Consider the following 20,742-nt stretch of genomic DNA (forward strand, 5'->3'; position numbering starts at 1 on the left):
TCCCTCAGCGGTTTTCTTGACAACGGGCGGCTCTTTTCGTACAATCTCAAAAAAAACACGAATACACAAACCCCACTCACAAGGCATTCTCCCATGCTCGAACAGATACGCCGGGCGGCGGCGTTGATATCATTTTCCAGGCGGACGGCGGCGCTCACCGGCGCCGGGGTGTCCACCGAGAGCGGCATCCCCGATTTCCGAAGCCCCAAGAGCCTCTTGTGGGAGCGCATCCACGCATACGAGTTCATGCCCATCGAGGCGTACACCGACGGCGACTTTCACTATATAGACATCTTCTATCGCTATTGGTTTCCGCTGTTGTTTCCCATGATTCAATCCGAGCCGAACGTCACCCACCGATTCCTGGCGCACCTGGAAGCTGCGGGGCTGCTTTCCGGCATCGTCACCCAGAATACCGACGGTCTTCATCAAAAGGCCGGAAGCGAACTGGTGCATGAAATCCACGGGAATCTGGCCGGGGCGCACTGCTGGAAATGCAACAAAAAACACACCATCAACTACATCCTCGAACAGATAGAAAAGCCGGTCATACCTCCACCCTGCACCGAGTGCGGCGGCATCGTCGGGCCGGATATCGTATTCGCCTTCGAGCGCACCCCCGCCTACGACGAATCCCTGCACCTCGCCGAAGGGGCCGACCTCCTGCTCGCCCTGGGGTCGTCGCTTCTGGTGGAACACGTCAAGGAGATCGTCAATACAACCCTGGAAGGCGGGGGGCGGCTCATCGTCATCAACGCCCAGCCCACGCCGTTTGACGACGTGGCGGACGTGGTCATTCACGAACGGCTGTCAACGATTTCCTCCCTCATCTGGGAGCACCTGGGAGACTACTATTGATTTTTCCGGAAAGCGGGACAACGGACAGGGAGAAGAGGAAGGTCATTTCGCACTACCTCTTCACGAAGGACTGCCTGAAGCACGATCTGAGGGAGATCCTGCGCTGGCCCCTGAGATTCCTTCTCAACCACATCATCTTCCCCCGCCGCTCGTGGTACGCGGCGGCGCTTCGGGGCACTCTCATCAACCTCATCAACGGCAGATTCACCGTGGCGTTCGTCTACAAGGACGTCTTCGTGGAGTCATACCGGATGTTGAACCTGGGGAAGGACTCGATGATCGAGGAAGGCACGCACATCATCGGGGAGCTGACCCTGGGAGAGCTGACGGTGATCGGCCCCCGGGTCTGGATCGAGGGGCCGGTCTCCCTGGGGTACGGCGCCTCGATCCGGGAGGGATGCATCGCCATCAGTCATACGACCATAGAGGAATGGGTGGGCGTTTCCTCCAACGTCCATTTCATCACCTTCGACCATGACATCGGGGACGTCACACGCCGGGTGGGCAAGATCAAGTTCAAGCCGATCCTGATAAAATCCGGCGCCTGGATCGGCACCAACACCACGGTGATGCCGGGGGTGACCATCGGGGTCGGCGCTATCGTGGGCAGCAGGGCCCTGGTGACGAAGGACATCCCGGACAATTCTCTCGCCATCGGCGCGCCGGCGAAGGTCATCAGGAAGCTCGGCCCCGACGTGGGGGGCGGCCTGCCGAAGGAGATGATGAAGAAGTATTTCTACGAGAAGTGGTAGGGGCGTCCGGCCGGTGCGGCTCTCTCTCCATGTATACTCCACGATAGCCGCAAAAAGTATCGAAAGCACGTTTTAATGCAGGATGAGTTTATTTAGTAATTCGATTTTTTATCCGCCGTTGTTTTACAGACGCTAAAAACTGAAACAACATCAGGTCATTTTGATGAGTCTAACAATGTAAAGGAAATGTGAGTCTCGATTGTATTGGGGAATAATAATGAAAAACATGAAGATATTTTTATTCAAGATTGTTTTGCTTGGGATGTTTCTCCTTCCCATTTCACTCATTTCATGTACCGAGACAAAAACCATCAACGGTGAAGAACTTTTTAGGTACAAGACACGTGATGATGTACAATCGTCTCCCTATGTTGCTAACGGTGTGGTCTATTTCGGCAGCAATGATGATCATCTCTACGCCCTAGACGCGAAAACGGGGGATATAAAATGGTATATAAATCCGGAAGATTGGGTAGACTCCTCCCCCTATGTGGTGGATGGTATCGTATATTTCGGGTGTAGAGATTGGAATCTTTACGCCGTGGACGTAAAAACAGGACAGAAAAAGTGGCGGTTTTTTACAAATGGTTTAGTACACACTTCACCTTTTGTTTCGGATGGTCTGGTCTATATTGGGAGCAGTGATAATTATCTCTATGCCCTGAAGGCTAGAACAGGGAAAGAGAAGTGGCGATTTAAGACGCGTTCTGATGTGGGTTCCTCTCCATGTGTGGAGGGTGGTGTGGTTTTCTTCGGAAGCGATGATGATCATCTCTACGCCGTTGACGCGAAAACGGGAGATGAGAAGTGGCGGTTCGAGACAGGTGCAAATGTATGTTCCTCTCCCTGTGTGGTGGACGGGGTAGTTTATGTCGGAAGCCGTGATGATTATCTCTACGCCTTAAAAACAAAGAATGGAGACGCGAGGTGGCGGTTCAAGACGGGTGATGATATATACTCCTCCCCCTGCATGGTTGATGGTGTGGTTTATTTCGGTAGCAATGATGATTATTTTTACGCCGTCGACGCTAAAACGGGAAATGAGAGATGGAGATTCAAGACAGGCGATGATGTACGCTCCTCCCCCTGTGTGGTAGACGGAGTCGTCTATGTCGGGAGCAATGATGATCATCTATACGCCGTCGACGCTAAAACGGGAAAAGAGAAATGGAGATTCAAAACGGGCGATGATGTACGTTCATCTCCCTGTGTGGTAGACGGGGTTATCTATGTGGGGAGCAATGATGGGTATTTGTATGCGATTTGGTAGTATAAAAGGTAAAATGACCTTACTCAACAACAATCATATGTATGAAAGAGGATAAAGGAGAAGAATATGAACGAAAAGGAAAAAAGGGGAAGTGCATATAAGATATTCCCAATCATGGTAATGCTCATCTCCCTCGGCTTCATTTTCGGGTGTGCCCAGAATATCAAAACGGAAATCGCAATTGATGGTTGTATGCGCATTAGCGGAATTCCGGGTCCTGAAGATTTTGCGTATCTTGAAAAAGAAGAAATTCTTATTGTTTCAAGTCACGACAGGAGAAATCGTGAAAGCGATGGGGAACTCTTCTGGATCGACCTCACTCTCCCACCGGAAGAACAGGTCGGAAACCCCATTGCCATTGAATATCCGGAGGACTTCAGGCCACATGGTATCAGCTACCTCCCCACACCGGATGGTGGCATCCTCTATGTTATTTCACACCCCATGTCCGAAGAGGTACAACACACGATTGAGATTTTTGGACTGACCGAAGAATCTGGATCCATGCAATGGGAACACCTCGAAACAATTACGAGCGATCTTCTCACAAGCCCAAACGACCTTGTTGTTCTCCCCGACAATACCCTTTTGATTTCCAATGACAGCGGCCCGGGAGGAGATACCATCAAGAAGATTCGCGGGCTGTTTCATATAAAAAGCGGGTCAGTGGTGTATTATAACGGCAGCACGTTCATTGATCTCGGAGTCCCCGAATCTTACGGTAATGGAATCAACTACATCATAGAAAACGGCGAGATGTATATATATCGAGCAGCCTTGATGAACAGGTCAATTAAGAAGTTTCAAATAGATCGAGTCGATGGGGAGATAGCAGCATTAACCTATATTTCCAAGATAAAGCTCGATTCCATGCCCGACAATTTGGAAGTTGATGGAGAGGGGAATATGTATACTGCCGCGCACTTCAACTCATTTCTCTTTTTGGCCCACGCAAAGGACCGCTCTCATATTTCGCCCACACAGGTATACAAAATTACTCCACAGGGAGAGGTTACAGAGCTCTACGCCAACAGGGGAGAGGGAATCTCCGCCGGAAGTGTCGCCCGTGTCATCAACGGCAGGCTCTATATTGGACAGGTATTTGAAGATTTCATCTTGTCCTGTCCATGCTCAGAGGAGGAATAAGACAGGGGAAAATGAGTTACGTGTTGATATCTGAAAAAAACCGGCTCCCACTCGGAGCCGGTTTTTTCGTGTTTTATTTATCTTCTCAATAAAATACGCTATCGCTTCTTCATCACCGCCATCACCTCCATCGGCACCTTCGCGGCGCATGTCATCTCCGCAAACGAGAAAGGGACGATCTTCTGGACCGTCATGCCCGCGGCGTGTGCGATTTTTTCGATCCGCATGTCGGAGAAAAACTCGATGTGCAAGAGAAACGGGAAGGTGTAGCCCTCTTCCTCTTCGCGAACCCGCTGGGCGATGCCGTTGGCGTCGGTGGGGACGGTGACGAGGAGCTGTGCCCCCGGCCTTAACAGCGACGATACGTTTTTCACCACCGCCTCGGGGTCCGTGGTGTGCTCCAGCACGTCGGTGATGATGGCCCCGTCGAATGGGCCGAGGTTCCCGGGCGGCCGGGAGAGGTCCGCGGAAATGCAAGCGAGATCCCCGTTCTTCGACCCGGCAAGCTGTGGCACCAGCGTCCGATCCATAGACAATCCGAAGGCGCCGGATTCGAGATCTATCAGGTCGAGCACCCGCTCCAGGAAATCGGCGTCGTCGTGAATCCTCTGGGCCAGCGCCCGGGCCCGCCCGGCCCGAAGCGGCGAGAAATCCACGTAGGTCACCGGGCCCCGGGTCGAGAGCACGAGCCCCGCGAACCCGGACCCGCCCCCGGCGTCCAGGAGGTGCCCTCCCCATTCCGCGATTTCCGGGAATATCCGCGCCACAAAAGACACCTCGCCGCCGGACGAAAAGCCGGTCAGATAGACCAGGGAATAGAGAAACGAGAACATCGGCCCCGAGAGGCCCGCATCCCGTACGTCGGCCTCGAAGGCGGCGCGAAACGCGTTTCTGATCACGATATCCGTCCGCATCCGATCCGCCAGGGCGGCGACATCCTCCGCGCCGGCGGATTCAAGAAGACGCGCCCTGTTCTCTTCCGAGAAACAGGTATGGATAACCTCCACTACGTGGGGGTAGATGATCGAGGCCGGGTCGTTGTAGGAGAGGGCGAACCCCGGTTTCTTGCCCAAATGAAATAGGGCCCGGTAGTACTCGAACGAGCGCTCCAAGCCCCGATCGGTCTCGTCGGTCAGAATTTCGGTCCACCGGTCCGCCAGGGTGTGTGCATCGGGGGCGCCGGGGCGGTTGTCTTCGCCGGACCGGAAGGCGCGAAGCTCGCGCTCGGGCAGCAGGGAAAAATAGACGGACAGGATGTCTCGAACGCCGAATTGATGGGTCATGGGGCTACTTCTTCACGAAAATGACGGCCTGAAAATAGAGGGTCTCCGGAACCAGGTGTTTGAGCACTCCCTGGTCCAGGCGAAAGAGCAGCCTGACCAGAAGGTCTGTCGCCCAGCGAATCGGCCGGATATTGCGAAAGGCGTGGGCGAAAAACTTCGTAAAATTGCTCAAAAAGCCGTATGTGGTCACCCTCGCCTCGGAAAAGGGGATATCGCCGACGATATCCCGGAGCTCCTTGGGATAAAACGTGGTGACGTCCACCGGCGAGTCCAGGGTGTTGACATATTCCTCCTCCACCACCCAGATCGGCTTCTTCCCCTTGATGCGCTCCCTGATCGTGTAGGGAACGCCCCAGGTATATCTCATGACCGTGAAGACCAGCTCGGTGCCGTGCCGGGTGGGTTCGAACATCAGCGCCCGCCCCCCCGGCTTCAGGAGCCGATGGACCTCCCGGACGACCTGTTCAGGGTGAGGAACATGGTGGAGTATGGCGTGGCAGGTGATAAAATCGAAGCTCTCGTCCCGGTATGGGAGGGACTCGGCATTCGACTGGGTCAGGATAACGTGCGTGTGCGCCCCTTTTGCGTTCTTGTGACACGCCCTGAGCATCCCGATGGAGATATCCGATCCGTGGGCCTCCTCGATACGGTCGGTCAGCGACAGATTGACCACCGCCGTTCCGGTTCCGCACCCGATGTCGAGATACCGCCCGACCCGTCCCAGCTCCTCCCCCATGTAGACGCAGTATTCTCCAAGCATCCTCTCCATCTCTTCGCTGCCGTACTTCTTCCCCCATTTCCAGTCATAAATCTCGGCGTCGAACTCGTCGTGAAATACAATGTTTGAATCGGTGATTTCCTTGTCGGTGTAGGGTAATTTTTCGCTCATTGATCACATTCTACTCTCTGCTATTCGTTATACAGCTTGGGATATTTCCTGGCTCCGGGGCAACTCCACCACGAAGGTGGCCCCGCCGCCGGGGCGATTGATGATGTCTATGTTTCCGCCGTGGTTGGAGATGATCTTGTGGGCGATTGCCAGGCCCAGCCCCGTTCCGGAGCTCTTCGTGGTAAAAAACGGCTTGAAGATGTCTCCCAGGAGTTCAGACGGTATTCCCTGGCCGGTATCGCTGACCTCGGTCTTGATATAGGTCTTTTCACCGATCATCTCCGTGGCGGTGGCGACCTCCAGCGTGCCGCCGGTATCCATCACCTGGATGGCGTTGATGAAAAGATTGGTAAAGACCTGCCTGAGCTGCATCGCATCCGCCTCCAGAATCGGGAGGTCGTCGTCCAGGTTCATGACAAGCCTGATGTTTTTTTCATTGATATCGTCGGTGACCAGGTCCATGGCATCCCGGATAACACCGTTCAGGTTGACATCCGCAAACTTCGGCGGGATGCTTCGGGAAAGCGACAGGACATTGTTCAGGGTCGCCTCCAGCTTGATCACCTCTGAAAGGACAATATCGGCATACTGCTTGAGTTTCGGATTCTCCTCGATGTTCTCGGAAATTTTCCGGGCGAAACCTCCGATGGAGACCAGGGGATTTCTGATCTCGTGGGCGACCTCGGCGGCCATCTCTCCAAGACCCACCAGCTTCGCCTGTTGCAGGAGCTTCGCCTGAGCCTCCCGGAGTTTTCGGTTGATGCGTTCCTGGTGGCTGTAGAGAATCGAATTTTCGATGGCAAGGCCCGCCTGGTTGGCGAACACCATTAAAAGCTCCACGTCCTCGGTTGTAATCGGCTTTTTGTTGAAGACATTGTCCACAAGGATCACCCCCAGGGGGTTCTCCTGGGCCAGTATGGGCACCACGGCGAATTCGTCCCCTCCCATGAGGAGCGCGAGCATGTGTGGATCCATATGAGGGTTTGACCCGGCGTCCGCGATGATCAGCGGCTTCTTTTCCCTCATGGCCTGTACCACAACATCGTCATGGTTGTCCAGAGAAATACAAACTTTTTTGACCGCTCGATTCGGAACGGCCTCCGCAGCTCCCTGAACGTCGAACGCGCGATCAACCAGCTCCATCAGAGAATGTTCTTTTCGCCCCAGCTCAGCCCAGATGCGTCCGGCCTCCTCGGCGTCGACGGGCCCCACCCCCATCTCTCCCTGGATGACGCCCTCCTCCCACGAAACCAGAAGAATCGCCGCCCGGTTGAATCCGAAGCTCTCTCCCATCGTCAGCGAGGTCAATACGATATAGAGGAGCTTGTCCAGCCTGATGGTGGTCATCAGGGCGTGGGAGATGCTCATCAAGAGCGAGAGTTCCTCGACCTTCTCCTCCTTTTCCCTGGCCAGTGCGTCGGCCTTTTCAAACACCAGGGAATGCTCCAGGGCCACGCCGATAATGCTTCCCATGGAAGTGAGGAGCTTCAAATCCTCCGAGATGGATGTTCGGGGCTGAAACCCGCCCACCGAAATGGTCCCCAGGGCCTTGAACTTCGAGCGAAGGGGCACAATGGTCGCGTGAGCCAGCCCCTCCTGCATAATGACAATCCTTTTCGACTCCGCCTCGTTTTCCCTGGTGACGAAATAGGGCACCCCGGTCTTGAGCACCTGGCCCGATACGCTGTCTTCCACCTTCAGTCGTGCATAGTTCTTTACGTAATCGGGTGATGTTCCCTTGTATGCCTTCAGCACCAGCTCGTCGGTGGCATCGTCCAGCACCCGCACCACCCCCACATCCATATCCATCACCTCCAGCACCTTTTCCAGGCTGATGGTTATCAGCTCATCCATCTCCAGGTATTCAGTAAGGGTGCTGGATATGGCGTAGAGGGTGGAAAGCTCCTGGTTGGTGTGATCGAGCCTCAGGCGCATATCCTCCTGCTCGGTGACGTCCTTCAGTATGCCGAGGATTGCACCGGTTTTCCCGTCCCGACCCACGAGGGGTCTGGTAAAAAGGAGCACGTCGAACCGGGCGCCGTTTTTATTCACCACCGGAAGCTCGCCCTCCCATCCCCCCGCCAGGGTGCGGTGAAATACTTCCCTGAACCACTCGTTGCGTATGTCCGGAGGATGCAGCATGGAGATGTTTTTTCCCTCGAGCTCGTCTGTGCTGTATCCGCTCATAGCCGATACGGCGTGATTGGCGAAGATGATGCGCCCCGCGGTGGTGATGATAATCACCCCCTCGGAGATATGACCGACGGCCGCCTCCAAATATTTTCTGGTCGGGTCCTCTCCCTCGATTCGGGATTCGTCCCTGACAAGAAAAAGACGCCGCCGGGAAGGACCGTCGTCGTCCAAAACGGAGCAGGAGATCAGGGCGCCCCGCTCCCGCTCATTCTTCATCAGAAGCCGCATCCTGAGAATCGCTCCCCGCCGGTCGCCGTCCGCCTCCACGCAGAGCTTCTTCAGGCAGGGTATCTCCCGCTTCGGAACAAGACGAAAGATCGGCACACCCAGAAGCTCGCTCATACGATAGCCGGTCATCTTCTCCAGGGCGGGGTTGATATACTGTATCAGACCCTCAGTGTCGGTAATCAACAGCGGTTCGGAAATCCGGGCGAACAGTCGTTCTTCCCGTTGATATCCGGATATATCTGCTTCGCCGTTTTTCGACATAACCCGAAAAAACCTCCGACACCCCCTGAAGGGGTCGTTCCCCCACCGGCGCAAAAAATCAATGCCGGGGATCGTCGATCCGTCAGGCCCCCTCGTCCACCCGCTTCTTCAGGGCGCGGTGATAAAGATTCTCATACTTCTTCGCCGACGCCCGCCAGGAAAAATCGGCGCTCATGCCGTTTCTGATGATTCTGTTCCAGTGATCGGGTTTTCCAAACAGATCCACCGCCTTCTTCACGGCACCGAAGAGCTCTTCCGGGGTATACGGACCGAATGATATGCCGGTGCCGGTCTCCTTCTTCTCCGAATACCCGATGACCGTATCCTTCAGTCCGCCGGTGGCCCGCACCACCGGCACGGTGCCGTATCGCATGCTCATCATCTGGTTCAGGCCGCAGGGTTCATACCGGGAAGGCATCAGAAACATATCCGCCCCCGCCTCGATGAGATGCGCCAGGCGGTTGTCATACGCGAGCTTCACCCCCATTTTCATCGGATAACGCTTTCCCATATCGGTCATGAGGTCATGATACCGTCGGTCGCCGGTGCCCAGAATCACCATCATGACGTTAAGCTCCATGATTTGCTCCAGGGCGTCGGCCAAGATGTCAAATCCCTTCTGGTCCGCCAGACGGGAGATGATCCCGATGAGGGGAACGTCCATATTCTCAGGCAGGTAAAATTCCGAAAGCAGCGCCCTTTTATTCTCACTCTTTCCCGAAAGGTCGTCCGCCGAGTAATTCTTCGGGATGTAGGTGTCGGTCTCGGGATTCCACTCATTCACGTCAATGCCGTTGAGGATGCCGAAGAGATCACGCGTGCGGGAGCGAAGGATCCCGTCCATGCCGAATCCCTGCTCGGGGGTCTGTATCTCCTCGGCGTACGTCTCGCTGACGGTGTTGATCACGTCGGCTGTGACCATCCCGGCCTTGAGAAAGCTGATCTTGCCGTAAAACTCAATTCCCTCCGGGGTGAAGTAGTCCCATCCCACCCCCACAAGCGGCATGTCCAAATGCCAGAACAGGCCCTGGTATCCCAGGTTGTGGATGGTCAGCACCGAGGACGTCCTGCGGTAGTGCGGATCGAGGTCGTATACCGATTTCAGGTACAGGGGGATGAGCCCCGACTGCCAGTCGTTGACGTGGATAATATCCGGGATGAAATCGACAGCCTTGAGGGCCTCGAGGACGGCCCTCGAAAAGAAGACAAACCTGGAGGCGTTGTCGGGAAAATCCTCGCCCTTTATCCCGTACAACCCCTCCCGGTCGAAGAATTCAGAGTTCCCAATGAAGATCGTCGTGAATCGCCCATCCGGATTCGGGCTTTCCATTACATGGATGGAGCCTTCAACCGTTCTCTCTCCCACGAGAATCCGGACGGTTTTGTCAATCGCGGGCGGGGCGAATCCCCGATCCCGCACCATGCGGTACAGCGGCATAACCAGGCGCACTTCATGCCCCAGTTCGGCAAGCTCACCGGGAAGGGCGCCGGCCACGTCGGCCAGCCCGCCGGTTTTTGCAAACGGCACCGCTTCGGGACTGACGATGACGATTCTCATAGCTCCACCTCCCGTAAAAAACTCGCCGCCTGCTCCGGGGGCGTGGGATTGATGTAAAAGCCCGACCCCCACTCGAAGCCGGCCACCTTGGTCAGTCGCGGTATCACCTCGATATGCCAGTGATAGAAATGCCCAACATCCTCCCGCCGGGGATCGTTAAAAGGGGCGGTATGGATGATATAATTATAGGGCGGATTCCTCAGGGCGCTGTTGAGCCGCCGCAAAAGTTCCCCCAGAATCTGCGCCAGAGACTCATACGTCTCCTCGGGGCTTTCCTCATACCGGGGAAGATGCCCCCGTGGGATGATCCACGTCTCGAAGGGAAAGCGGGGCGCATAGGGAGCGACCGCAATAAACAGAGGATTTTCACACACCAGCCTCTCTCTGGCCCTCAGCTCCTCGGTAACGATATCGCAGAAGACGCATCGCTCCTTGTACGAGAAGTATCTCTGGGAGCCGTTGAGTTCCCGGATGACGGCGACGGGCACCTCCGGCAGGGCGATCAGCTGGCTGTGGGAGTGCTCCAGGGAGGCCCCGGCGATGCTGCCCTGATTCTTGAAGACCATCACGAATCGAAACCGCACGTCCTTTCTCAGATCGGCGATTCGATGGCGATAGGCCCGCATGACATCGGTGATTTTATCAAGCGAAAGGTCCGTCAGGGTCTTGTCGTGATCGGGCGTTTCGATGATCACTTCATGCGCCCCCACGCCGTTCATCTTGTCGTACATCCCCTCCCCCTGGCGTTCGAGATCTCCCTCCACCACCAGCGCCGGGAACTTGTTGGACACCACCCTGAGGGACCAGCCGGGGGTGTTCGGCTTGGTGCCCTGATCCCGAATGGCCGTGATTTCCGGAGGAGTCTTGTCCTCGTTTCCGGAACAGAAGGGGCAGAATCCGCCCTTTTTCTCCTCCTGCTTCTCCTCGAAGTCTATGGGACGCTTTCCCCGTTCCGTCGATATAATGACCCACCGATCGATGATGGGATCCTTTCTCAGTTCCGGCATCTCTTTTTCTCCTTCGCCGTCATGCGCGCCAGAGTGATACGTCAAGGTCCCCAAAGGCAATATCCCGCTTTTCCATATCGCCCACAAACTCCCAATCCCCGGTATGGGGCGTCCCTCCCTCTATGATGGTTCGCGCGATGCCGTACAGACGGTTGAAGTCTTCGCTGTGCCGTGAAAAACGCATCTCCGCGTAATCCCGGGCCGCCCAGGTGGAGATGAGAAACTGCCAGTCGGAGCTCTCCATCAAGAGGAGCTCCCGCCCCATCTGGCGCAGCACCCGGGAAAGCCCCGGATCGTCGGTGCCCCCATGATCCCCGGCGAGTGTCACCATCCGCTCCTCAGCCTCATAGATGTGCTTCCAGGTCCATTTCGTCCAGTCGTTGAACCATATCCAGTGAAAACCGCCTTCGCCCCAGGATCCCTCGGGGAGCGATACCACGGTCCGGGGGGGATATTTTTCGGAATAGGTCGAGAGGGTCGTTAACGATACGTTCGGGCTGTCGTGTATTTCTTTCAGCACCCGATAGAGGAACATCGGCCCCTCGAACCACCAGTGGCCGAACAGCTCCGAGTCGTACGGCGCCGTCACGATCCCATATCTGCCGGTCTGATCGCGGTACTCGGACAACGTCTTGGACACCAGCCCGACGAAATGGGAGGCGTTCTCGTTGATGCGGCCCTGGACGAACTCGGGCCGATAGACCTCCTTGTCCCCCATGTCCACCTTGGGGCCGGTCACCCGCCAGTAGCGATTGCCTCCGGGAAAATGCTTCTTGTGAAAGTCGAGGTAATTCCCGTCGCCGGGATAGCCGTGCTCCCCGCTCCAGACCACCAGGGCGGTCTTCGGGTCCCGGGTGAAGACCGAGGCCGTCTTCATCGACCCGCCGGACGAGACGAGGTACGAATCGTAGGGCCGCCGCGGTGTATCGACCGTCGTCCCGGGGACCTCCGCCAGGAAGCGGTCCCACATGGCTTTCAGCTCCCCAGAATGTTCCAGGTAGGCGCCGACGGCTTTGCCCCCCTCCAACAGGTGCGAGTCGATGATGAAGTAATTGATCCCGTTTTCGAAGAGCACCTCCTCAACGCCCGACCGATCGTACGCCGCGCCCGCCCCCTCGACGGGGAACTCCCAGTGGTACGCGGGACGATAGGCGCATTCGGGCAGCCAGATCCCCCTTGGATCGACGCCGAAGTGGCGCCGGTAGGTGGCGACACCCTGCCGAACCTGGGCCCGCACCGCCTCGTCGTATCCCAACAACGGCAGGTAGCCGTGGGTGGCGGCGCAGGTGATGATCTCGATGACATTCTCGTCCTGGAGCTTTCGAAAGGCGCCGATGATGTCCCGGTTGTATCTCTCCGTAAAGCTTCTGAGTATCCCCTGGAAATAGTCCCGCCACATCCGGGCGAGGTCCTCCATCGTACGCTCACCCCGGCGGGAGAAATCGGTCATGTCGTTTTCCGACGCCTCGATCTTCTGAGTCAGGTAGTCGATGAATCCATCGGCGAAGATGGAGGTGACGAGTTGTTCGGCGAGGATCGGGGTGATCCCCAGAGTGATGCCCCCGTGTATGCCCTCGTCAGCGAGCCGATAGCAGACGTCCAAAAGCGGGATATAGGTCTCCGCCGCCGCCTCGAAGAGCCAGTCGGTGCCGTGGGGCCAACTGCCGTGGGACAACACGTAGGGGAGATGCGAATGCAGTACGAACGAAAATTCCCCTGTATGCGTCATGCCGGTTACGCCTCCTTTCCAGTCAAAATCGAGAGGTCTCGAACCTTCATTTCTACCGTACAGTGTACGACGTTTGCGAGTGAAAAATCAACGGTGAAAATCGGCAGGAGGGCGCTGCCCTGATAGGTCCTCTCCAGCCCCTCCTCGTTGCGCGACGCCGTCTCCACCCCGTAAGCCAGGATCGTTACGGGTGACGAGGTCTGTACATCGGCCGCAAATCCGTCGAATTCATTGACCAGGGAGAATCCACTCACATCCTTAGCCTCAGTCCGTTGGGAAAGCCGCGTCCTTGCACCACCGGGAAACAGCAGGTACCTCTGCGGATCGTCGCCCCCCAAAAGCGTGAGGTTCATCTCCGGGGCAAAAAACAGCGTCCCTGCATCCTTCACCGATTCCAGGGAATAGGAGACCGCGATCTCGGGCTTCTTCGTGTGGACGGCATATGTCTTGGTGATCGTCACGGGATGCTCCCCCCGGCCGGAGGAGATGACCCCCCCGCCCCGCACCGAAACGGTGATGCGGCCGTCCTCTATCCGGTGATCGGTGAGAACGTACATCGACCGGGAAAATCCCCCGATATCGACGGCGCGGTTCTCCACGAGCCCGTCCAGGGACGGCACCCTCTCGAATAGACGGTCGAGGAACGAGTATCGGGGAACGTCGTCGTAACAGAAGAGGTCGAACAATTCCTCATCGACGGTCATGGCGTCGTGGATCGACTCCGGGGCGGCCCCGTCGGATGTCCGGTGTTTCTCCACGGCCCGTCTCGCCTCCTCGTGGTAGGCCTCGAATACGCGGGACTTGGTGTTGGATAGATTGAAGTGATACACCTTCAGATTCAGAAACGACATCGATCCCCCGACCGCCGGTGCGATCACCACAGAGATGTCGGGGGTCTCTATCATCACCTCATCGTTCCCGTCCAGATCGAAATCGGAGACGGACAGGGACGGCCCGGCCTTCCCCTCGGCCAGGACCTGGGCCCGGGAGAGGCAGCGATAGACCGCGTCTCTCAGATAATTCAGGTAGAGCCCCCCGAACAGGCCGTGCCAGTAGGCGCAGTTGCACTGGGCGGCCAAGAGGTGCCGCTGGGCCTCTTCCTTCTTTTTCCCCTTCATCTCTGAAACCATACGGCCGACATACAGCATCCGCTTGTGCATGGCGTTTGATTCCGGATACTTGGCCAGGAAATTGCTGAAGCCGCCGCCCCGCACGAAGGGGGCCGCCTCATCACCGAAGTCGGTCCGCTTGAGCCGCTCCTTCACGTCCAGGAGACTGAGGACGGTGCGGGCGGGCAGCGCCCACTCCATCATCTCCACATAGCTGTCGGCGGGAAGATAGACCCGTCCCGTGGGCGGTGTGGACAGAACGTAATCCGACAGCGTCCTGAGCCGGATCCAGTCGCTGTTTTCCATCAGGGCGTCGAAGAAGCGCCGAAGCCACCCCTCCTCGAAGGTCCATTCGTAGGTCCCGGGCCAGACGCCGAACTTTTCTCCGTCATCACCGTACGTCACCCCGGCGCCGGGCCGGGTTTTGGCGATGTGCCGGAGCCGCTCGATGGTCTCCTCCGGCTCGCGAAAGGGGATGGTATAGCGCAGCGTCTTGTCTATGGGAAAAATCCTGAGAGCACACCCCGCGTACTCGGTGATGTAATAGCCGAAGAGATCATCGTCACCCAGGCCCGAGGCGCGGAAGTGATTGTCGTCGAGCAGGGTGTAGAGCACCCCCTCGGGGGCGGTGATCCGGGGCAGGCCCGGCTCCCACACCCGTTCCGCCATCCACATCCCGAGAGGCCGCGTGCCGAAGCGCTTTTCAATATAATCGCTCATCATGCGAATCTGGGATCGGGCATTCTCTTCCGGAATGATGGAGATGATCGGCTCGAAGTACGCGCCCCCCATCACCTCCACCTGTCCTCTCTCGACCAGCCGCCTGACGGCGTCGAGATATTCCGGTCGGTTCTCCTCCATCCAGTCAAGCAGAGGGCCCGTGTTGTGCAGGGTGATCGTGATGTCGGGGTAGTCCTCGAGGACCTCCAGGAAGGGGCCATAGGACCGATCGAAGGCCTCCTCGAACACCCAGCCGAAATTGCCCACCGGCTGGTGGTTGTGTATACACAGCATCAGGTCTACGCTCATCGGACGATCCCTCACACACTCCAATTCAAACGCTCAAAATCCTCCCCGGGCGCCTCCGTCTGCAAAAACCCCCTTCGGGGACAGCGACAGATGGTCACCCCGTCGGTCCTGACCTCAACGGAGAAGGTGAATCGATCCCCGGATTCCAGGTCCATGGATCGAAAGGGGATCTCCATCTCCACCACCCGGTCGATACTCACGCCCCTTCTGACCTCGATGTCGCGGGAGGTCGAGGCGGTGTCATAAACCGACAGGGTGTATTCATCCGCGCCCCGAACGAGCGGAAAGACCGCCCGGTAAGTCCGCTTTCCCCGGATGATCACATAGGCCCTCAGGGAACCGTCGAACACGTCATCGTTCACCGGGTCCATCCTGAAATAGAAGTTTTCCAGGGAGAAACCGAAATAGAGGCCGCCGACCACCTCTGCGCCGCCGTACATGGAGCCCGAGCCGAATCCCACCTCGTAAAAACCCGCGTTGACCCACTCGTAATAGTCATTCACCCTCCCGTTTATATCGGGGTGGATAAATCCCAGGGGCTGGCTGATCTCCAGGGGGCGGGACGTCCGCTTGATGGGAATGCTCAAAAGAACCGGCGGATCTTCCCCGAAGGCCTCGAACACCCCGGCCAGGTATCCGCGGAAGAGGGCGTCGAACTCCTCCTCGGTGTCGGAATGAAAATCGTCACCGAACCACCAGAACCAGTCGCTCCCCTCGGCGGCCAAAAGCCGCTCCCATGCGACATCCAGGGCGTCTTTCGGGGCGCCCTCCCGTTCCTTGTCTTTCAGATACGTGCGGACCAGCGACACCAGGTCCCACGCCCGGTTCTCCTCCGGATGGCCGATCCAAATACCGAAGCTGTGATTGATCCACGACCCGGAAAAGAGCGGAGCGATCCGAGAATGGGGCGAATATGACGAAACGTACTCCCCGATGGTAATCGAGCCGGCAGAGGAATGATTCCCATCGGAAAGCCGCCCGTATACGGTGCGAAGAAACGCCTCTCCCCCGTCCATGTAGCCCTCCCATGGATTTTCCCCATCTAAAACCACCGCCACCAGGGAGGGATGTTTTCTCTTTTCCCGGGCGATGTTTTCAACCCTGCGCAAAAAGTCCTCCGCCGCGGCCTCGGGGGGACTCTGTGCGTAGGAAAAACCAACGAGATCGGAAAGATTCCGATCGCGAAACACCACACCGATCTCCCGGCCGTCGTGGGCCGCCCGGTGGGCCAGATAGATGTCCTTTTCGTTCCCCGTCCCCTGGCACTCGGAATGAAACAGGATGTCCTGGTCCGTGGCCATCCATGCAAATCCGTTGTCCACAGCCAGGGGTATCACCTCCGGCGATACCGACCCCTCCGGCGGCCACATGCCCCGGGGCGAAAAGCCGAAGGTCTCTTCAAACAGCGCCCGTCCCCTCCTGATCTGAAGGTCCGCATCCTCGGGGTGGGCGAATCTCCCGGGAAGCTCCACCCCGGGGATCGCCCGTCGGGCGGACTCCGTATCCACCAGAAGCGGCAGGATGGGATGATACTGCGGACTGGTAGAGAGCTCCACACGACCATCGTCCGCGGCGCTTTTATAGAGGCCCAAAAGCCGCTCCATGATGCACTGGTGGACGTCGATCACCGCACTCTTGTCGTCTGTGGTGAAGTCCTTCCCCTTCTCCAAGAGCCTCGTGATCTCGGGATAGTCCGCACGAGCGAAATACCCGCACCAGCTCAGATTGAACCAGGTCTGCAGGTCTAAGATGTCGCGATCCGAAAAACGGGAGACAACCGTTTGCGGGTCCTCCCGCATCGGATTGTTCCCCCGGAGCACCAGGAGCTCCCGGTATCTCGGGTGGGGCCTGACATGGGTCTCCCACCTGTTCATGAAGAAGTTCCTGATGATGAAGTAGCGTTGGGTCTCGGACAGATCCCCCGGATCGATCAGGCTCAGATCACCGTAGAGATCCCGGGCCGACGAGCGGGCGTACTGGTTGATCTGCTCGATGAGGGAAGGAACCAGATTGACGGTCACCCGCATCCGGGGATATTCCTCGGCCAGTCTGATGATGTCATAGTAGCCCTTGACGCCGTGAAGCCTGACAAACGGCAGCACGAAATCCCCTGTGTGCGGATCGCGGTAATTCGGCTGGTGCATGTGCCAGAGAAAGGCCACATATGCAGGCGGTGTGTCTCTCACACCGATTCCTCACCATAGCGAATAAGCGGGAAGCTCCCTTCCTTGAGATCGTCATCGGGCTGAATCTCGACGATCTCCCGGGTGAGGGTCACCTCAAATCGGATTGTTTTTCCCGGCCCGAGCTTCAAAAACGGGGATATCTTCGCCCCGGACTGGTGATAGCCGAGCCTGGAATGATCGTCGAAAACATATCCCTTGTAAAAATGGTGGACCGCCGGCGCGATCTCGATATCATCGATCAGCTTCGACGTGTTCTCAGTCATTCGGTAGGTGTGGATATCATAAAAGGAGCCGTAATACGGCGTTTTGACCCCCAGGACGTACTGAAACGACAGGGGGGCGAAAATGGTCTCGGTATATTCCTTCTGGTAGAAGCTGACGCCGTCGGGGGGAAATATGGTGACATGATAGGTCAGCGCGATCTTTTGATCCCGGCCGTTGGTGTTGAGCTTGACGAAGGAGTCCAGCCGCCCGTCGATGTCGTCGGCGGGGGTGACGGAATTGACCAGCTCCGGCACGAAGCGAACCTGTTGCCACACCGGATCGTCGGGATCGGTTTCCTTCGTGATCTCAAAGGTGACCGAGAAGCTGTCCTCGGTGACGCTGAACGTTTTGGCGAGGGTCGCCTCAAGTATCCTCCCGTCGGGCATCGTCAAAGGCTGCCTGGCCGACAGCGTCACCTGCATGGTATCGTCATCCACCCGGTAGTCATCCAGGTCGAAAATCACATAGTCAAACGAGCCGATGACCGAAACGACGCCGTCATCATCCCGGGCGGTGAAATTGGCCCGATACGCGTCCCGGCAGTATTCGACCCGGGAATCCTCTTCCAGGGTAACGCACAGGTCGCTGTCCGGCTCGGTATGGAGCAGACACTGGCTGTAAAAACCGGTGGCCGGAAACATGGGCATCTCGGTAACGAGGGTCTCGGCGACGGCCAGTATCTTTTCAAAATCCATGCCCTTGAAATAGGGGGAGTGCATCTGGTGATGAATGACGGTTCCCGCCATCTTGGAAATCACCAGGGACTGCTGGTCGTTATTGATGATCACTTCGTCGTTTCCGTCGTAATCCCAGTCCACTATCTCCATTGCCGTTTTCGGAAACGATCCCCACGTTTCGGAGAGCTCGGCGAAGAGGTAATCGGCAAGGCGGTCCGCCACGGCGATGTAGGCCAGGCCCGTCAGATCGTAGTAGGTGCAGGAGCCGAAGTTGGGATGGCGGGACGCCCACCTCGGGTCCTCCTGATAGGTGAGATTTCGTATGGTGTGTATCAGGTCGTAGGCCTTGAGCACCTTTTCCGGATAGAACTGGGCCATGAAGATACGAATAAGGTCGTAGCGTTTTCTCGACGCCAGAACCCGGGGGGTGATCTCGTCCATGATAATGGTCGGGATCATCCCCTCCACCTCTCGGTTGACCCGATCGAGCACCACCTGTTCCACCCGCTCCTGGGATTTCTCCAGGTCCCTCAGGCACGAGATGACCCTTCTCAACTTCGGGTCCGCAAAGGTCACGCCGCGGATCCCCCGTTTCATCGTCCAGTTTTCAAACTCCTGATAGCTGGTGCTGCTCTTGATGGGATAGGTATCAACATATCCATACCGCTCGTAATACTCCCGAAGCGTGGTAAACGACGCCTCGGAGTCGCTCATCACGAGCGTGAAAAACTCCTCCATCCAGGCCCGGTCTCCCACGGGATCGTTGCTCCACTGGCCGAAGAGCTCGGCGTCGTTGAAGATGAACATCAACGGCGGAAATTCGCGATTGGCCTTCTTCGTGATCAGCTCGCCGGCGGCGTGGGCCTTGTTTCTGATCATCTCCAGATACTGCTTCGGCGTGCAGATGGGATCGGGACCGAATATCGGCTTTCGTTTCAGGAGAAAATAACGCAGCTCGCTGTGTATGGGCGCCACGAAGAAGGGCTTGCCGATAATCTCGTCGCGATAGACCGCGTGCATCGCCTCGGCGGGGAAATAGGGAAGCGTGGAGTTCTGGGCCGGATCGACCACACCGAAATGCTTGAGGCTCAGGTTTTCGTCGGCGGCGGCGGTGGAATAGGAGGTATAGAACGTCTCCACATCCAGGTAATAGATGGGCACCGTCCCCAGGTCCTCCATCGCCATGCCCATCTGGTAGAGCAGCACCTCCCCCAGCTCCCGCTCGACGATATGAAACCCGTCCCAGTCCTGGGGTTGCACGCCGAAGGCCTGCTGGGTGGCGATGCCGTAGCGTACCATCTGAAAATACGTATCGTCTATGCGGGAGGAAAGCTGGGGAAATGACTCATCGATGAGTCCGCCCACGATCTTAACCACCCCCCGCTCGACCTGTCCCTTCATGCGGTCCAGAAACGACCGCTCGTTGCGAAACGAATAGTTTATCAGGGGCCCGGACACGTGAAAGTTCAGTTTCAGATCGCCCTTGGGATCGTCGACGCCCTCGAGCATTTCCATCATCGGGTAGTAGCAGTTGGCGAAGACCTGATCGCGAACGGTCCTGAGCTGGAAGTGGGGTTGGTGAAAGTGGAGACACAGCGCTATGTGAAACTCAGGGGACATACCTATACCTCGTTCCGTGCCGTCGCAAAAGAAGGACATCACTGGTGCGACGGAATTGTTGTACAGTGCATGAGCTGGAAACAGTCAGAAGGCGGGTGTCGTCTTCGGCGGGAACTCTCTTGGAGGTTTCTGCCTTCACATCGATGCGTGATCAATTAAAATTTTCAATTCGAAGCCGAACAATCGAATCGGTCCGAACAATCAGGCATTGTCAAACGTGAGAATCGATTTACCCTCCTCCCGGCAGAGCATAAAACACACCTTATGTGAATCAGAAGAAGAAAACCTTACGGGTTATTTGGACAGGAACGCTATTCCATCGCCCTTCCCAAAGTCAGAGGATTATACAGCATTCATCGGCTCATGTCAAGTGAAAGGGGCAACTCACCTTATGAACGTTTTTATGCCCGTGCGCACGTCATTTCTTTTGTATCACCCGGGATGGGGCGGTATTCGTCCCCGTCCGTTACCGTATGAATGGAACGTCCCTGTTTTCGTAATTGACTTTCATTACCCTTCTCTTTACAATAAATGGCGCGCGGCGTATGGGTATATTCCCGCCACGTCCTGCTCGACCGGATATCGGATCTTCACCCGAGGCTGAGCGAGGCTTGCAGACGAGCACCCCGGGGCCCTCATCGTTCAACGATTCCGACACGCCGCCGGATGCATGCAGAAAGTCC

Annotated in this window: 13 protein-coding genes; 4 read left to right on the forward strand and 9 right to left on the reverse strand. The window is 56.9% G+C overall.

Annotated elements, in window-relative coordinates; genetic code table 11:
* Positions 1–93: 93 nt before the first annotated feature.
* The 4 genes from JW885_08670 to JW885_08685 all read left to right on the forward strand — a co-directional run bounded on the left by JW885_08670 (position 94) and on the right by JW885_08685 (position 4,026).
* Complete coding sequence (locus JW885_08670) at positions 94–858, forward strand: NAD-dependent deacetylase (protein MBN1882230.1); 765 nt, start codon at positions 94–96, stop codon at positions 856–858.
* A gap of 251 nt (positions 859–1,109) precedes the next feature.
* On the forward strand, positions 1,110–1,610 hold the full coding sequence (locus JW885_08675) for an acyltransferase (protein ID MBN1882231.1): 501 nt from the start codon (positions 1,110–1,112) through the stop codon (positions 1,608–1,610).
* A gap of 217 nt (positions 1,611–1,827) precedes the next feature.
* Positions 1,828–2,880: a PQQ-binding-like beta-propeller repeat protein gene (locus JW885_08680; protein ID MBN1882232.1), complete on the forward strand. Its 1,053-nt coding sequence runs from the start codon at positions 1,828–1,830 to the stop codon at positions 2,878–2,880.
* A gap of 66 nt (positions 2,881–2,946) precedes the next feature.
* On the forward strand, positions 2,947–4,026 hold the full coding sequence (locus JW885_08685) for an SMP-30/gluconolactonase/LRE family protein (GenBank protein MBN1882233.1): 1,080 nt from the start codon (positions 2,947–2,949) through the stop codon (positions 4,024–4,026).
* Between the two features lie 98 nt (positions 4,027–4,124).
* Here the strand turns inward: JW885_08685 and JW885_08690 are convergent, their stop codons facing one another.
* From JW885_08690 to JW885_08730, 9 genes are all read right to left on the reverse strand, one after another.
* Entirely contained in the window at positions 4,125–5,309 is a 1,185-nt protein-coding gene (locus JW885_08690; protein ID MBN1882234.1) for a methyltransferase domain-containing protein, read from the reverse strand.
* Positions 5,310–5,313: 4 nt separating this feature from the next.
* Positions 5,314–6,198, reverse strand: a complete 885-nt coding sequence (locus JW885_08695) for a class I SAM-dependent methyltransferase (protein MBN1882235.1) — start codon at positions 6,196–6,198, stop codon at positions 5,314–5,316.
* 27 nt (positions 6,199–6,225) lie between these two features.
* Positions 6,226–8,880, reverse strand: coding sequence for a PAS domain S-box protein (locus JW885_08700; GenBank protein ID MBN1882236.1), 2,655 nt, complete (start codon positions 8,878–8,880; stop codon positions 6,226–6,228).
* A gap of 82 nt (positions 8,881–8,962) precedes the next feature.
* The gene (gene glgA / locus JW885_08705) at positions 8,963–10,438 is read right to left on the reverse strand and encodes a glycogen synthase GlgA (GenBank protein MBN1882237.1); all 1,476 of its coding nucleotides are present in this window, start codon (positions 10,436–10,438) and stop codon (positions 8,963–8,965) included.
* Positions 10,435–11,445 (reverse strand): galactose-1-phosphate uridylyltransferase, encoded by a 1,011-nt coding sequence (gene galT, locus JW885_08710; GenBank protein MBN1882238.1) that lies wholly within the window; start codon positions 11,443–11,445, stop codon positions 10,435–10,437. Before galT ends, glgA begins: the two co-directional genes overlap by 4 nt.
* Positions 11,446–11,464: 19 nt before the next feature.
* Positions 11,465–13,174 (reverse strand): DUF1957 domain-containing protein, encoded by a 1,710-nt coding sequence (locus tag JW885_08715; protein ID MBN1882239.1) that lies wholly within the window; start codon positions 13,172–13,174, stop codon positions 11,465–11,467.
* A gap of 5 nt (positions 13,175–13,179) precedes the next feature.
* Positions 13,180–15,312, reverse strand: a complete 2,133-nt coding sequence (locus JW885_08720) for a DUF1926 domain-containing protein (protein ID MBN1882240.1) — start codon at positions 15,310–15,312, stop codon at positions 13,180–13,182.
* Between the two features lie 11 nt (positions 15,313–15,323).
* On the reverse strand, positions 15,324–17,498 hold the full coding sequence (locus tag JW885_08725; protein MBN1882241.1) for a hypothetical protein: 2,175 nt from the start codon (positions 17,496–17,498) through the stop codon (positions 15,324–15,326).
* Entirely contained in the window at positions 17,495–20,059 is a 2,565-nt protein-coding gene (locus tag JW885_08730) for a hypothetical protein (protein MBN1882242.1), read from the reverse strand. The genes JW885_08725 and JW885_08730 overlap by 4 nt, the downstream gene beginning before the upstream one ends.
* Positions 20,060–20,742 lie beyond the last annotated feature (683 nt).

The organism is Candidatus Zymogenaceae bacterium (assembly GCA_016931225.1).
GTDB lineage: Bacteria > Desulfobacterota > Zymogenia > Zymogenales > Zymogenaceae > JAFGFE01.

Bases quoted from the DNA above. Each gene is read 5' to 3' on its own strand.
- JW885_08685 (MBN1882233.1), top strand. From the start codon at position 2,947: ATGAACGAAAAGGAAAAAAGGGGAAGTGCATATAAGATATTCCCAATC.
- JW885_08720 (MBN1882240.1), bottom strand. From the start codon at position 15,312: ATGAGCGTAGACCTGATGCTGTGTATACACAACCACCAGCCGGTGGGC.
- JW885_08695 (MBN1882235.1), bottom strand. From the start codon at position 6,198: ATGAGCGAAAAATTACCCTACACCGACAAGGAAATCACCGATTCAAAC.
- JW885_08730 (MBN1882242.1), bottom strand. From the start codon at position 20,059: ATGTCCCCTGAGTTTCACATAGCGCTGTGTCTCCACTTTCACCAACCC.
- galT (MBN1882238.1), bottom strand. From the start codon at position 11,445: ATGCCGGAACTGAGAAAGGATCCCATCATCGATCGGTGGGTCATTATA.
- JW885_08700 (MBN1882236.1), bottom strand. From the start codon at position 8,880: ATGTCGAAAAACGGCGAAGCAGATATATCCGGATATCAACGGGAAGAA.
- JW885_08670 (MBN1882230.1), top strand. From the start codon at position 94: ATGCTCGAACAGATACGCCGGGCGGCGGCGTTGATATCATTTTCCAGG.
- glgA (MBN1882237.1), bottom strand. From the start codon at position 10,438: ATGAGAATCGTCATCGTCAGTCCCGAAGCGGTGCCGTTTGCAAAAACC.
- JW885_08680 (MBN1882232.1), top strand. From the start codon at position 1,828: ATGAAAAACATGAAGATATTTTTATTCAAGATTGTTTTGCTTGGGATG.
- JW885_08690 (MBN1882234.1), bottom strand. From the start codon at position 5,309: ATGACCCATCAATTCGGCGTTCGAGACATCCTGTCCGTCTATTTTTCC.
- JW885_08715 (MBN1882239.1), bottom strand. From the start codon at position 13,174: ATGACGCATACAGGGGAATTTTCGTTCGTACTGCATTCGCATCTCCCC.
- JW885_08675 (MBN1882231.1), top strand. From the start codon at position 1,110: ATGTTGAACCTGGGGAAGGACTCGATGATCGAGGAAGGCACGCACATC.